The sequence below is a fragment of the Lacihabitans lacunae genome (assembly GCF_042649125.1).
GTDB classification, from domain to species: domain Bacteria; phylum Bacteroidota; class Bacteroidia; order Cytophagales; family Spirosomataceae; genus Leadbetterella; species Leadbetterella lacunae.
The window spans coordinates 825,627-840,262 of sequence record NZ_JBHRYQ010000001.1; the positions used below are offsets into that span (position 1 = coordinate 825,627).

The 14,636-nt window shown below is 35.4% G+C and carries 15 protein-coding genes; 7 read left to right on the plus strand and 8 right to left on the minus strand.

What is annotated here, in order from left to right:
* Position 1 precedes the first annotated feature (1 nt).
* The 5 genes from ACFOOI_RS03495 to ACFOOI_RS03515 all read left to right on the plus strand — a co-directional run bounded on the left by ACFOOI_RS03495 (position 2) and on the right by ACFOOI_RS03515 (position 2,623).
* Positions 2–556 (plus strand): helix-turn-helix domain-containing protein, encoded by a 555-nt coding sequence (locus ACFOOI_RS03495; RefSeq protein WP_379835115.1) that lies wholly within the window; start codon positions 2–4, stop codon positions 554–556.
* Between the two features lie 34 nt (positions 557–590).
* Complete coding sequence (locus tag ACFOOI_RS03500; protein ID WP_379835117.1) at positions 591–944, plus strand: heavy-metal-associated domain-containing protein; 354 nt, start codon at positions 591–593, stop codon at positions 942–944.
* 86 nt (positions 945–1,030) lie between these two features.
* Complete coding sequence (locus ACFOOI_RS03505) at positions 1,031–1,450, plus strand: OsmC family protein (RefSeq protein ID WP_379835119.1); 420 nt, start codon at positions 1,031–1,033, stop codon at positions 1,448–1,450.
* Between the two features lie 54 nt (positions 1,451–1,504).
* Entirely contained in the window at positions 1,505–1,690 is a 186-nt protein-coding gene (locus tag ACFOOI_RS03510) for a hypothetical protein (RefSeq protein WP_379835122.1), read from the plus strand.
* A 138-nt stretch (positions 1,691–1,828) separates the two neighbouring features.
* The gene (locus tag ACFOOI_RS03515) at positions 1,829–2,623 is read left to right on the plus strand and encodes a thymidylate synthase (RefSeq protein ID WP_379835124.1); all 795 of its coding nucleotides are present in this window, start codon (positions 1,829–1,831) and stop codon (positions 2,621–2,623) included.
* On the opposite strand, the gene folK is transcribed toward ACFOOI_RS03515, so the two are convergent.
* Genes folK through ACFOOI_RS03535 form a run of 4 tightly spaced genes read right to left on the minus strand, consistent with a single transcriptional unit; the run spans position 2,620 to position 6,170 of the window.
* A complete protein-coding gene (gene folK / locus ACFOOI_RS03520; protein ID WP_379835126.1) occupies positions 2,620–3,102 on the minus strand; it encodes a 2-amino-4-hydroxy-6-hydroxymethyldihydropteridine diphosphokinase in 483 nt (160 codons plus the stop codon). The genes ACFOOI_RS03515 and folK overlap by 4 nt on opposite strands.
* Positions 3,095–3,862, minus strand: coding sequence for a geranylgeranylglyceryl/heptaprenylglyceryl phosphate synthase (locus ACFOOI_RS03525; RefSeq protein ID WP_379835128.1), 768 nt, complete (start codon positions 3,860–3,862; stop codon positions 3,095–3,097). Before ACFOOI_RS03525 ends, folK begins: the two co-directional genes overlap by 8 nt.
* Positions 3,852–4,208 carry a hypothetical protein gene (locus ACFOOI_RS03530; RefSeq protein WP_379835130.1) on the minus strand — a complete coding sequence of 119 codons (357 nt, stop codon included), beginning with the start codon at positions 4,206–4,208 and terminating at the stop codon, positions 3,852–3,854. Before ACFOOI_RS03530 ends, ACFOOI_RS03525 begins: the two co-directional genes overlap by 11 nt.
* 60 nt (positions 4,209–4,268) lie before the next feature.
* Positions 4,269–6,170 carry a RecQ family ATP-dependent DNA helicase gene (locus ACFOOI_RS03535; protein WP_379835132.1) on the minus strand — a complete coding sequence of 634 codons (1,902 nt, stop codon included), beginning with the start codon at positions 6,168–6,170 and terminating at the stop codon, positions 4,269–4,271.
* Positions 6,171–6,287: 117 nt separating this feature from the next.
* On the opposite strand from ACFOOI_RS03535, the gene ACFOOI_RS03540 reads away from it, so the two are divergent.
* Both ACFOOI_RS03540 and ACFOOI_RS03545 read left to right on the plus strand, forming a co-directional pair.
* Complete coding sequence (locus ACFOOI_RS03540; RefSeq protein WP_379835134.1) at positions 6,288–8,933, plus strand: T9SS type A sorting domain-containing protein; 2,646 nt, start codon at positions 6,288–6,290, stop codon at positions 8,931–8,933.
* 41 nt (positions 8,934–8,974) lie between these two features.
* A complete protein-coding gene (locus ACFOOI_RS03545) occupies positions 8,975–9,478 on the plus strand; it encodes a heme-binding domain-containing protein (protein ID WP_379835136.1) in 504 nt (167 codons plus the stop codon).
* A gap of 79 nt (positions 9,479–9,557) precedes the next feature.
* On the opposite strand, the gene ACFOOI_RS03550 is transcribed toward ACFOOI_RS03545, so the two are convergent.
* The 4 genes from ACFOOI_RS03550 to bshA all read right to left on the minus strand — a co-directional run bounded on the left by ACFOOI_RS03550 (position 9,558) and on the right by bshA (position 14,538).
* Complete coding sequence (locus ACFOOI_RS03550) at positions 9,558–10,811, minus strand: chloride channel protein (protein WP_379835138.1); 1,254 nt, start codon at positions 10,809–10,811, stop codon at positions 9,558–9,560.
* A 127-nt stretch (positions 10,812–10,938) separates the two neighbouring features.
* Positions 10,939–11,610, minus strand: coding sequence for a hexitol phosphatase HxpB (gene hxpB, locus ACFOOI_RS03555; protein WP_379835141.1), 672 nt, complete (start codon positions 11,608–11,610; stop codon positions 10,939–10,941).
* Positions 11,607–13,406, minus strand: coding sequence for an ABC transporter ATP-binding protein (locus ACFOOI_RS03560; RefSeq protein ID WP_379835143.1), 1,800 nt, complete (start codon positions 13,404–13,406; stop codon positions 11,607–11,609). Before ACFOOI_RS03560 ends, hxpB begins: the two co-directional genes overlap by 4 nt.
* Positions 13,381–14,538 carry an N-acetyl-alpha-D-glucosaminyl L-malate synthase BshA gene (gene bshA, locus ACFOOI_RS03565; RefSeq protein WP_379835146.1) on the minus strand — a complete coding sequence of 386 codons (1,158 nt, stop codon included), beginning with the start codon at positions 14,536–14,538 and terminating at the stop codon, positions 13,381–13,383. Before bshA ends, ACFOOI_RS03560 begins: the two co-directional genes overlap by 26 nt.
* Positions 14,539–14,636 lie beyond the last annotated feature (98 nt).

Consider the following 14,636-nt stretch of genomic DNA (forward strand, 5'->3'; position numbering starts at 1 on the left):
AATGGAAATAAGAATAAAAAACATGGTCTGTGATAGGTGTATTACTGTAGTGCAGAACATATTTAATAAGAATAATATCAAAGTCACAAACTTAGATTTAGGAGTGGCGTTCTTAACCGAAGAACCAAGTGATGATGTATTAGAATTATTAAAAAATGATTTAAAAGCAGAGGGTTTTGAAGTTTTAAACTCAAAATCTGAAATATTAATAGGTCAGGTTAAGGCCGAAGCCATTAAATATGTAAACGATTTGACTTTTAATAAACCTACGTTTTCTATTTTTTTAAGTAAAAATTTAGGCCAAGATTATAAAGTTATGAGTCAACTTTTTGCTGAAAACGAAGGGCATAGTATCGTAAAATATTTGACTTCACTGAAAATAGAGAAAGTTAAGGAGTTAATTGAATATGATGAATATTCGATAGCTCAAATATCGGATATGCTTGGTTACAGTAGTCCCGCGTATTTGACCAAACAATTTAAAGAGGTGACGGGCCAAAATCCATCAGCGTATAAAAATCAATTGACACCAAGAGTTTCATTGGACAAATTATAAATATTTTTAACAACAATTTAAAACAACAAAAAAGATGAAAAATTTATTAAGTGTATTCGCGTTTTTACTGGTATTTAGCTTTGGAGCAAATGCCCAAAAAGCATCAACTACCGAAGAAGTATCGTTTAAAACTTCTGCCAAATGCGGCATGTGCAAAAAGAGAATAGAAAGAGATTTGGGGTTAACTAAGGGAGTAGAAAAAGCGACACTCAACTTGGATGACAAGACAGTGAAAATTGTGTATAATTCAAAAAAGACAAATCCTGCGAAATTAAAGCAAAACATCTCTAAAATTGGGTATGACGCGGATGATGTAGTAGCTAATAAAAAATCTCATGACGCATTGCCAGAATGTTGTCAAAAAGATGCAGAAGCTCATTTAGACTAAATTGGCTATTATATTTAGCATAGATAAGGCAGGTTTTGAATTGAATCTGTCTTATTTTTGTTTTAAAGTTAATCAAAGATAAAAATATGAAAGTAGAATTAAATAGAGTAGACGACGCCTTTCATTTTGAGGCAAAAGGTGCATCAGGAATAGCAGTTAATATTGACGCAGGAGAAAACATTGGAGGCCACAACCAAGGTGCAAGACCCATGGAGTTGCTTTTGATGGGCTTAGGAGGCTGTACATCTATAGACGTTATATTGATTTTAAAAAAACAAAGACAAGCCCTCGAGGACCTGAAATTGGAGATAACGGGAGAGCGTGAAAAAATAGAAGGAACAGAAATGACTCCTTTTAGAAAAATCAACATTCACTTCGTATTTAAAGGCGAATTAGATGAAAAGAAAGTGCAAAAAGCCATAGAATTGTCGATGGAGAAGTACTGCTCTGCTACGGCTCAGTTTTCTTCGTCTGCAGAAATTACGCATACCTTTTCTATTAATTAACTTTTTGGCATAATACTTGAAAGTATTTCTTTATCAATTAAAAAAACTTGTAATATGAAAAAGTCATTAGCCGTTTTAACCGTATTAGTAGGATTAGGGATGTCATCTTTCGTGGCAGAAGCTAGTTTTAAAAGAGATAGAAAAAAGAATAAAAAAGAAAAGTGCTGCCAAGAAATGTCTAAAAAAGAATGCAAAACAGCGTGTTCTAAAGAAGAAAAAGGCTCTTGCACAAAAAAATAACAGATTTGATTGTTTTAGTTTAAAGACTTAAGAAGGTTTGGCGATTGTCAAATCTTTTTTTTATTCTAAAAAATGAATCCATATACTTTCTTAGCGAATAATAGGTTTTTATATTTGCACCGAAATCAGAACACCCATATGAAACAATACCAAGACTTACTCAGACATATTTTAGAAAACGGTACCGAAAAAACGGACAGAACCGGCACAGGCACTAAGAGTGTTTTTGGATATCAAATGCGGTTTGATTTAAATGAGGGTTTTCCGCTTGTAACTACTAAAAAAGTGCACTTGAAGTCCATTATTTATGAACTATTATGGTTTATAAAAGGACAAACAAATACGGCATATTTAAAAGAAAATGGTGTTTCTATTTGGAACGAATGGGAAGATGAGAATGGTGACCTTGGACCTGTTTATGGCAAGCAGTGGCGTTCATGGTCTACACCAGACGGAAAAAATATAGACCAATTAAAGGATGTTTTGAGTCAACTAAAAAACTCTCCTGACTCAAGAAGAATCATTATTTCGGCATGGAATGTGGGCGAATTAAGCCAAATGGCTTTGATGCCTTGTCATGCCTTGTTTCAATTTTATGTAGCTGACAATAAGCTTTCGTGTCAGTTGTATCAAAGAAGTGCCGATGTGTTTTTGGGTGTTCCATTCAACATTGCGTCATATGCCTTATTAACTATGATGATTGCCCAAGAATGTAATTTAGAACTTGGTGATTTTGTTTGGACAGGTGGCGACACTCATATTTACTCCAACCACTTTGAGCAAGTAAACAAACAATTGAGCAGAACGCCTAAAGCACTGCCAACTATGAAGTTAAATCCAGAAGTAAAGTCTATTTTTGATTTTAAATTTGAAGATTTCCAACTTGAAAACTACGATCCATATCCGGGAATCAAAGCCCCTGTGGCAGTTTAATTAATCTTTTTTATCCAAGCTGTGTCTTTGCATTCTTCTAATAATATACCCATCTTTTTCATTAAAATTGGATGAATTAATGCTGGGTTTATTTCTGCTAATGGAGCCAGGACAAATCTCCGTTCTTTTAGAAATGCGTGCGGAATTTGAAGGTTAGCAGCTGTGAAATGGTAATTTGAATACAAAAGTATATCGATATCTACCACGCGTGGTCCCCACTTTACTGTTTTGGTTCTACCCAAATGAGTTTCTAATTCTTTGATTTTCTTTAGGAGTTCAAACGGAAGAATGTCAGTACTAATTTGTACAACTTGATTGAAGAAATTTGCTTGGTTTTGATTTCCCCAAGCTTCTGTTTCATACACCGATGAAACATTTGATACTTTTCCAATATTTAGATTTAAGGCTTCAATACAGTTTTGAAGATGCATTTTGCTATCACCGATATTGGACCCTATCCCCAAATAAACCTCAAACATTAGCAGTTTCTGAGATATTAAATTTCTGAACCGCTTTAGCTACTTCATTTAAGAAACCGGGATCTTTTTCTACCGCATTTCCTATAACGATTACATCCGCACCTGCTTCAAGTGCTGCGATCGCTTTCTCTACGGTATTAATTCCACCACCTACAATCAGAGGCACGCCAACATTTTTCTTAACAGCAGCAATCATTTCTTGTTTGATAGGATTTTGAGCACCACTGCCAGCATCCATATAGATTAGTTTCAAACCAAGCATTTCACCTGCAATAGCCGTACAAGCTGCAATATCAGGTTTATTGGCAGGTAGGGGCGTAGTGTTACTGATATACGAAACCGTGGTAGCCACGCCGCTTTCCACCAACATATAACCGGTAGGCAAAATCTCTAAATTACTTCTTTTGAGTTTTGGGGCGGCAATCACATGTTGACCAATCAAAAAATCAGGATTTCTACCAGATATTAGTTGAAGTAAAAGTATGGCATCTGCATTTTCATAAATATGCATACCGTTACCAGGAAATATTATGACAGGAAGGTCGGAGTATTGTTTTAAGGAATTGATTACAAATTCAAAATTATCAGAGGAGATGAGACTTCCACCCACAAAAATATAGTCTACTGAAAGTGATTTTATAGCAAGTATTCTATCATGCAAACTGTCAGTATCAAGTTTATCAGGATCTAATAATAGTGCTAAGCTTTTCTTGCCAGCGGCTACTTTACTTTCAATATGTTTTAAAATATCACTTTTCATCCTTGGTCGTATAGTCCGCTATATAGTCTTCTACTTTACTTTTAATTACGCCTAGCAAAACTGTGGTAGCCAAACCTTTAAGTGTTGCACCTAATACCGAAGGACTTTCATCTTTTACGGGCTTTGCCGGAGTTGCTTTTTTTACAACCTCTTCGGTTCCCTCTTCTTCATCATCTTCAGAAAATACACGTGCTAGTGCATAAGCGGCTACTAAAATACCCCCAATAATTAGGGCATTTTGTCCTTTTTCTTTATAGTCTCCCAGTTGATTATTAATAGATTCTGATGTCTGCTCTATTTTTTCTTTCAAACTATTTATTTTACTCTGACGTGCGTCTTCTTTCATTGTATTACAAAAATATAGTGCAAAAATAAACTTTATATCGTCTTTCAGGCAATTAAACCCTTAATTCTTTTCATAAATCAAGCCATAATCGTCCACACCCCAAACCTGATTGTCTATTTTATATCTAAGAATTTTTATCAGAAGTTCTTTATCTTCAAAAAACGGTTCTGCTTCTAATTTATTCATAGAAACTGGCATCAAGTTTTTTATTTGTAAAGCATATTTTTCAGAAATATCATCTGACAAACCCGCTTTTTTAAGCTTCAAGCAATTGTCACAAATTCCACATGCTTGACTTGTGATTTCATCAAAATAGTCCTGAATCATCAGCATTCTACATTTTGATGTATTTAATGTATATTGACTAATGGCCCTCAAAGCTTTTTTATCATTCCGTTTCCTTATTTCCAATTCTCTGTAGTCTATTGAAAGGTTTTCCGCATCTTGCCTTGCAGATAGAAACCCAAGTTGAGGTTTACTTTTTTGCGGAACGTAATCAATCAATTTTTGATTGTGCATAAAAGTCAAAGTTTTTATAACTTCATCAAAGCTTGAAAACGTTAGGTTTCCTATTTCTATTTCAGAAATAATAAGATAGTTTGTGAAAATCTCACCTCCATATATTCTCAAAAGTGTTTTTGTAAAAGGCTCGTAGTTGGGGTTTCTCAACTGAAAACCATAAAATTCCTTTGAACTTGCAATAATCTTAACCTTAGACGGATTAAAATAGGCGTCATTTAAGAATATAATATTCTGATTTTCGAGTATTTTTAAAGCATAATGTGTGTCTCTAGGGTTAAGCCCAAATGTGGATGCAAAGTCATGAATGTCAAAATCAAAACTTTCCCATATTTCGGCTCCCCATGCCAGTTTAAAATAGTTACACAGACTTTGGTATACTTTTTTTATGAAGCTAATCTCAGGATATTTCAATTGCAAATTCTTCTCCAAATTTTCTAAATCATTTGGATTAAATAAACTCACAGCATACGCCTTTTCATTGTCTCTACCGGCTCTTCCAGACTCTTGGTAGTAAGCCTCCATGTTTTCGGGCAAATCCGTATGAATTACCACCCTAACGTCAGGTTTGTCAATGCCCATTCCGAATGCATTTGTAGAAACAATGACTCTGGTTTGGTTCTTAATCCACGCGTCTTGTTTGGTGTTACGCTCTTTTACAGATAATCCGGCATGATAAAAATCAGCCTTTACACCTAGTTTCGCCAAAGACTTGGTGATTTCAACCGTTTGTTTTCTGGTTTTAGAATAAACGATGGCTGATCCTTGAATTCTATGTAAAATTTGAGCTATTTTTTTTTCTTTATAATCGCTTTCTATTACTGAATAGCATAAATTTTTCCGGGCAAAACTTTGAACGAAAACCTCACAGTTCTTTAGGTTAAGTTGCTCAATTATTTCTTTCCTAACTAAATTGGTAGCTGTGGCAGTAAGTGCTATTGTCGGTACTTTAGGGATATATTGCTTAATTTCTTTTATCTGCATATATGCTGGTCTAAAATCATGTCCCCATTTCGAAATACAGTGTGCCTCATCAATGGCCAAAAGGCCTACTTTCATTCTTTTCAGTCTTTCTATAAAAAGCTTAGTACGAATCCGCTCAGGAGAAACATATAAAAACTTCAGATTTCCTGCCGCAGCCTCATCGAGAGTTTTGTCTATTTCCGTGAAGGGCATACCCGAAAATACCGCCTTTGCTGCAATATCTCTTTTATTGAGCTGATACACCTGATCCTTCATTAAAGCTATAAGTGGCGAAATAACAATACATACGCCATCAACCGCAAGACCTGGCACTTGGAAGCATATAGATTTGCCACCACCAGTAGGCAAAAGAGCCAAGGTGTCTGTTCCAGATAGTACAGTTTCTATAATTTCAGCTTGCAAAGGTCTGAATTGTGTGTATCCCCAATATTTTTTTAATATTTCTAAAGGTGAAAGCATACTCTTTGCTTTTATTTTACGTATTTAATTAAAATCTGGATATTATTTTTTTCTATCCAAAACAAAGTACCGTGTTTTTTAATTTTTATCTTTGAACCTGATACCATTTAAACACCGATGAAAAAAAATATTTACCTTTTAGTAGCAATTTTATCTTGCTACGGAGCTATTGCACAGCAAAGATATAATTTTAAACCTGAACATATTAAAGGACAAGACGTAGTTTGTCCGGCGAGTTTTGTTGACAGGCCTTCATTTGTAGACACGCACCCCGAGTTAAAGCAGAAAATGCAAAACAAATACGCTAAAGTTTCTGCCAATCAAGGAGCCACATTTATTGTTAAATATGTGGGTTTTCCGGACGACGCTAAAGCTGCTTTCCAAAGAGCAGTAGACATTTGGGCGGCTGCATTAAACTCAACTGTCCCAATCAGAGTAACCGCATATTGGCAAGATCTTGGAGCTAACGTATTGGGAGCCGCCAACACCAATGATTATTACCGTAATTTTATTGGAGCTAAAGAAGTTAACACGTTTTATCCGCTTGCTTTGGCAGAAAAACTAGCTGGAAAAGATTTGAATTCCATAAATGAAGATGATATATTCTGTAGGTTTAACTCTAAAATTCCTTGGTATTACGGAACAAGCGAAAATATCCCATTCGGGACATTCGACTTTACGTCAATAGTTCTTCACGAACTTGGTCACGGATTGGGTTTTGTGGGTTCAATGCGAGTTTCGGGTACTCAAGGATTTTATGGGTTTGGAACTACTCTTCATACTATTTATGATAAATACCTTGAAACAGGTACTACTGGAAAAGCATTGATTGATACTTCTACTTATAAAAACCCTTCAAACTTGCTTAAAAGTGCCTTGACGAGTGAGGACATATTTTTTGTATCTCCTAGAACGGCTACCACAGATAAATCTAAGAAAGTAGTTATATATGCACCAAACCCGTGGGAAGATGGTTCGAGTATATCACATTTAGATGATGCAACTTATGGAACCGGAGGCATAAACTCTTTGATGACACCAACAGCTTCTTTAAGAGAAAAAAATCTAGAACCAGGCCCAATTGCACTAAATATGTTTTATGACATGGGGTGGAAAGGTACCTCTATTGCACACACTCCAATCAAAGATTTTAAAGCTGTTAGTTCAGTTACCATTGAAGCTAAAGTTATCACTGACACAACATTTAACTCAGATAAAATCAAATTGGTATATGTATTAAATGGATTGAGTGCAGCTAAAGCAGTAGAAGTAAAAATGACGCCTAAAACTGCTGGTTCAAATATTTATGTGGCAAATATTACAATTCCGGCGGGTACAGGTTTGGTTCAATACTATATTACAGCTGATGACAATTATGGATTTACTGTTACTAGTCCAGCAAATGGTGGATTAACTACAGGTAAGCTTTTTTGGGAATTTGAAATTGGTAAAACCGATGTATTTGGTCCAGTAATTGAACATTATCAACCGGAAATATTACCTTCTACTTCGCCTGTTTCATTGTTAGCCAATGTGGTGGATGATTACCAAGAGGGTATTGATACCGTTTATGTAAACTATTTTGTAAATGGAGTGCAAAAAGCACCAATAGGTCTTAAGAAATATAATATTTTAACAGATAATATTTTATTCACCCAAGGTTCCGCTGACGAAAGAGCATATTTGGGAGAGAATATCATAAAAGACCTTAAAAGTGGTGATTTAGTAAAATATCAAATAATTGCAACAGACAAAAGCGGAAACAAAACTACTATACCTACGATATACGCTGGACTTAATCAAAATGACAAACCAGTTGATACATTTTATGAATTTACGGTTACTGACATTGTTGCTACACCAGTAAATGATTATTCCACTGATTTTGAGAATGCAAGTGCAGATTTCGCCACCATAGGTTTTTCGGTAAACCAACCAGCAAACTTCAGCTCTAAAGGTTTACATACTTCACATCCATATACAAACGGACTGGGTCTTTTAGATCCTGTAAGTGGTAATCCTTATTTGTCTTTTGATAAAAGTGAAATAGCGATGCTAAAAATTCCAATTGTACTAAAATCTACCGGAGCTACAATTACCTATGATGAAGTTGTTTTGGTAGAACCGGGCGATGCGGGGTCAACTTATGGAAGTACAAGTTTTTATGATTATGTAGTCGTAGAGGGCTCTTTTGATGGTTCGTTTTGGTTTCCTCTTCAAGACGGATATGACTCTCGTATAGATGCTTCATTCCAAAAAACGTACGAAGGTAGTTTCTCATCAGGAACCGCACCAAACTCTACTGCTGTAGGAACACAATCTATGGTAAAGAAAAGAACATTAAATATATACGGTGGTGATGAATTGACAACCGCAGATGCTGGCCAAACTATGCTTTTGCGTTTTAGATTACATTCTGACCAATGGACAGCCGGATGGGGATGGTCTATAGATAATTTATATGTTCAAAAAGCTGCACCTGTTATTACAGCAAACGAACCTGTAAACATCAGAGGTCTTCAGATATACCCCAACCCAAGTTCTAATTATTTGGATGTTAATTTTGAGGTAAGCAAACCGCAAACCATTAAAATGGAAATATTTAGCCTGACGGGTACTACAATGTATTCAGAAAATATTCCAGTGGTAGAAACTACTTTACAACACAGAATTAATTTAGGAAACTTTACTACAGGTACTTATTTCATTAAAATAAAAGAAAGTTCGGGTGAAGTAGTAAAAAGATTCGTAGTAAATAATTAATACTTGGAAAATAATTTTACATTGCATAAAAAGATAAACCAATGGTAAAAAAAATAATTATAGGGGTATTGATTGCTCTAATTGCGTTTCAGTTTTACAGACCTGAAAAAAACATTTCTGATGATAATACGTATGCATTTACGAACAAGTACCCAATGTCAAGCGAGGTAAAAGACATATTTGTGGTAGCCTGTAACGACTGCCACTCAAATAAAACAGAGTACCCCTGGTATGCCAATGTGCAGCCTGTGGCGTCTTTTCTTAATCATCATGTAGAAGAAGGAAAGCAGCATTTTAATATTTCTACGTTGTTAAAACTTCCTATCGCGGTTCAAAACCATAAGTTGGAGGAAACGATAGAAATGGTGAAAGAAAAAGAAATGCCTTTAGAGTCATATACTTACTTAGGACTGCACAAAGGAGCTAACCTTACAGATGCACAAAGAGAATTGATTATTGTCTGGGCACAGGCTCAAATGGACTCTTTGAAAGCGAATTATCCTGCGGATAGTTTGGTCATGAAAAAGAGAAAACCTAAAGCTTAATATTGATTAAGAGAATAAAAAAAAAGAGACTTCGGTCTCTTTTTTTTGGTTTAAAACCAAATTGAATTAGTTTCAAGTATTATAGATTTTTAAGGCTTTTATATTTCAAAAAATCGAAAAAAGGATGCTTGGCTTCACCAATAAGTTGAGAAGAGTAGATACTTGAATGTCCTGAAAAGATATATCCCACCACACAAGCAATACCGTAATAAAGCCCACCTGCTGCACCAAAAAGTTCAATAGCCATAAATGTACAGGCAAGCGGAGTGTTGGTAGCTCCAGAAAAAACTGCTACAAAGCCCATACCTGCTAAAAGCGACACAGGAAGTGGCATAAACACTGCTAATGCACTGCCTAAGGTTGCTCCAATAAAAAACAAAGGTGTTACCTCACCACCCTTAAAACCGGCACTAAGCGTGAACGCCGTAAAAAGAAGTTTTAAAACAAAAACCTGAGGAGTTTCAATATTTTTGAAAGAGGCTTCTATAAAAGGAACACCCAAACCTTGAAATTTATCTAAATCAAAAAGTAAAAAAAAGAATAACAATACAAAGCCTCCAACTAAAGGGCGAAAAGGTGGATAATTGATGTATTTCTTAAATGTATTAGCAAAAATATACGTGGCTTTTGAAAACGATAATGCCGTAATTCCAAAAATAATACCTGCCAAAATCACCCATGGGAAATATTTTAAATCGAAATAAGGAACTTCAGATACTAAATATTGGGTATGATGAATTCCCCAAGCGTCACAAACGAAGTTTGAGAAATATGCGGCAAAAAATGAAACCATGATTCCTTTATAGGAAATTTTACCAATTAAGGCTACTTCTAAAGCAAATAATGCACCTGCTAAAGGGGTGCCAAAAACAGAGGCAAAACCACCGCTAATAGCAGCCAATAAAATAAGTTTACGGTCAAAAGAGTCTATTTTAAACATACGGCTAAGTTGATCCGAAAGCGAAGCACTCATTTGAATTGCGGTTCCCTCACGCCCTGCCGAACCACCCACTATGTGCGTCATTAAGGTGGTTATTAAAACCATCGGAGCCATTTTAATAGAAATTATTTCTTTAGGCTTATGATATTCATCTATAATGAGGTTATTACCTGCGGCTACGTTAGTACCCAAAAAATGGTACCAAAGTCCAATCAATAATCCTGACAGTGGTAAAAAATAAAGTACATAAGGATTATTTAATCTATAGTTTGTGCACCATTCTAAACTAAATAAAAATAAAGCAGACCCACTACCTGCTAAAACGCCAATTACAGAAGTAATCAGTATCCATTTGAACAAGAAAGTAAGGTTTTTTATATATAAATCAAGCATTTAATAGCGTAAGTTAATTTTCAGAAAACTGATTTTTAACAAAACTATAAAAATTAAGGCAGATAATGGGTAGGACTATTTTTAGAAACTAAAAAATCGTAATTGAATTGAAATAAAAATTTTGACTTTAAAAATCCAAAACAGAATGAAATTCTAATAAATTAGGGATTTTATAAGGTGTAATGTCGTAGGCTGAAGAGCTAAAAAAATGAGGCTCAGGCACAGCTATAACTTTTGCTCCAGAAGCTACTGCACCTTTTACGCCATTTAAAGAGTCTTCAAAAATAATACAGTTACGGATTGGAACCTCCAGATATTTGGCAACGCTTAAATATACGTCAGGGTGAGGTTTGTTATTTTTTTCTAAAGTGGCCGAATGCACAAAATCAAAGTAAGGCCTGATTCCAAGTTTTTCTAAAACTATATCAATTAAAAACATGGGAGACGCAGACGCCAAACCAATTTTTAAGTTTTGAGATTTAAAAAACTCCAAAGCTTCCAATACACCCAACATAGGCTCAGAATGCTCCGCCAATAACTTCTTGATTTCAACAAAAAGGTCGCTTTCAAGCTCAGAAGTAGATTTGCCTTTCCATGGTCTTCTTTCAAACCAATATTCCATTACGTTTTTGGTTGGCAAACCGGTTGTTAACAGACAATCTTCTTCTGTGAGGGTTACGCCGACAGCTTTAAAAACTATTTTTTCAGCAATATGCCATAGCGGTTCAGAGTTGACCAATAAGCCATCCATGTCAAAGATAACGGCTTCTATATCTGACTTTTTTATCAATTCTATCATGAATATTTTTCCTCTATTAGCTCTTCACTATTGCTTTGTAATTCGTATAATTCTCTATATGCTCCAGGCGACTGAATCAAAGTTTTGTGATCTCCAAATTCTACAATTCTACCTTCGTCTAACACGATGATTTTATCAGCCAAACGTGCATTAGAAACTCTGTGAGATATCAAAATGGTGGTTTTACCTTCCATTACGCTTCTTAGGTTATTCAAAATAGTGTTCTCTGTTGTGGTATCGACAGCCGAAAGACAGTCGTCAAGAATCAATATTTTAGGGTTTTTAATAATCGCCCTAGCAAGCGATACCCTTTGCTTTTGCCCACCCGAAAGTGTTATTCCTCTTTCACCTAGTTTGGTTTCAAATTTTTGGTCAAAACGCTCAATATTTTCAAGTAAATCGGCATTTCTTGCGGCTTCTTTTACTTCTAATTCCGTTACTTCATTATTGCCAAACTTAATGTTGTTTGAAATAGTATCAGAAAAAAGAAACACATCTTGTGGCACAAATGACATTTGATTTCTTAGATACGGAATTTCGAAACTCTTTATCTCGTGATTGTCTATTTTTATAGTTCCAGAACCTGTGTTGTAAAGTCTCAAAATCAAATTCGCAATCGTACTTTTTCCTGAACCAGTTGTGCCAATAATAGCCAGTGATTCACCCGGATTTACTTCAAAAGAAATATTTTTAAGGGCTTCGATGCCGGTATCAGGATATTTGAAAGAAACATTATCGAACACTATCTTCCCTTTTACTTCTGGCTTTAAATTTTCTTCGGAAACAATATCGGTTTTCGTAAACAAGAACTCATTGATTCTTTTCTGCGAGGCAGCCGCTCTTTGTATTTGACTTGAGGTCCAACCCAATGCGGTTAGTGGCCATGTAAGCATAAAAACATACATGATAAACTCTGTAATGTTGCCCGGCGTAAGCCTTCCAGAGATAATCTCTTGGCCACCCACATACACACAGATAACTGTGCTGAGACCTATCAAAAACATGATAGATGGAGAAAACAATGAGTCTACCTTGGTAAGGTCCATAGACTTGTCTTTATAAACATTACTTTCTTTAGCGAAATCCGCAATAAATTCTTCTTCTTTTGCAAATGACTTAATCACTCTTATTCCAGAGAAGGCTTCTTGAACGAAAGTAGAGAGGTTTGAAAGGCTCTTTTGAATTTGCTCTGAACGCTTATTTACGATACTACTTACTATAAAAATACTCAAGGATAAAATAGGCATAGGTATTAAAACATACCATGTTAGCCTCGCATTAACCGAAAACATATAAGATAATACCAGAAATACCAAAATGACCATATTAATTAGATACATCAAAGATGGTCCCACGTACATTCTCACTTTGCTGACGTCTTCAGAGATTCTCGCCATCAGGTCGCCAGTAGAATTTTGCTTGTAAAAAGATAGGGGCAGGGTTTGATAATGAGCGTATATTTCGTTTTTAAGGTCGTATTCTATGTGCCTTGACATCACAATGAGCGTTTGTCTAACGGCAAACAAAAATATACCTTTCAAAATGGCCATTCCTAAGATAACCAATCCAAAAAAGGTAATGCTGTATGTAAAAAGTGAATACGTACTGTTTTGCAATTCTGCTTGATCAAACAAAAGGTAAAGGTCCACATTGGCCTTTACCATTTGAAGTGCATGCCTAACCACTTGGGCAGGAATGATACCAAAAAGATTTGAAATAAGGGTAAATAAAATACCCAGTAAAAGGTAATATTTGTACTTGAAAAAATATTTATTTAGATAAGCTAAGTGCTTCATTCACTTCCTGTGATTTTGAAATTACAGAAGCATAATATGCTTCATATTTAGGAACAATTAAATTTAAATCAAATTCTTTAGCTCTTTTCAATGCATTCGCTTTGAAAGTTTTCAAGTTTTCTTCTTGTAATATAAATATAGCGTTTTTAACCATATCATCTACATCGCCTACATTACTTAAAAAACCAGTTTCGCCATGAATGTTTAATTCGGCCAGCCCTCCCGTATTACTCGAGATTACCGGCACCTCACATGCCATCGCTTCCAGGGCGGCTAGTCCAAAGCTTTCTTTTTCAGAAGGCATAAAGAATAAATCTGCAACAGAAAGAACTTCTTCAATTGCCTCTAATTTTCCGATAAAGCGAATATCGTCACACAAGTTCAAGTTTCGGCAAAGCTCTTCCATGTTTTGACGCTCTTGGCCGTCACCTACTAATAGTAACTTACTCGGTATTTCTAATTTTATTTTTGCAAAGGCCCTTATGATATCGTCAATACGTTTAACTTTTCTAAAATTAGACGCATGCACCAATAATTTTTCTTCGTTTGGACATATGAAACGCTTAAAGTGCTCTTTCTCTTGCTTATAAAAACGTTTTAAATCCACAAAGTTGTATATAACTTCAATGTCGTTTTTAACGTCAAATGCATCGTAAGTTTCCTGACGTAAATCGCCAGAAACGGCAGTCACACCATCCGAAGCGTTTATACTAAACGTAACCACAGGCCTTAAAGATGGATCTTTTCCTACCACAGAAATATCGGTACCGTGAAGCGTAGTCACTACAGGGATATCAAGTCCTTCAGATCTTAAGATTTGTTTGGCCAAAAATGCCGAAGTAGCATGAGGTATGGCATAATGTACATGCAAAATATCCAATTTGGCGTGCTTTACCACATCTACCATTTTACCAGCTAAAGCTGACTCATAGGGAGGATATTGAAATAGCGGATAAGAAGAGATATTTACTTCGTGATAAAAGATATTTTCGTTAAAAAAATCTAATCGGATAGGTTGGGAATACGTGATAAAGTGAACTTCATGTCCTCTTTGAGCCAAGGCCTTACCTAGTTCGGTTGCCACCACACCACTACCGCCAAAGGTCGGGTAGCACACTATTCCTATTTTCATATTTCCTGATTTCAATATAATTTGCTTTTAGTCTATGCTGTTAAACAGTAAAATGCATTAAAATAATTCCAATTGAAACTCTTACAACAATAATTTAA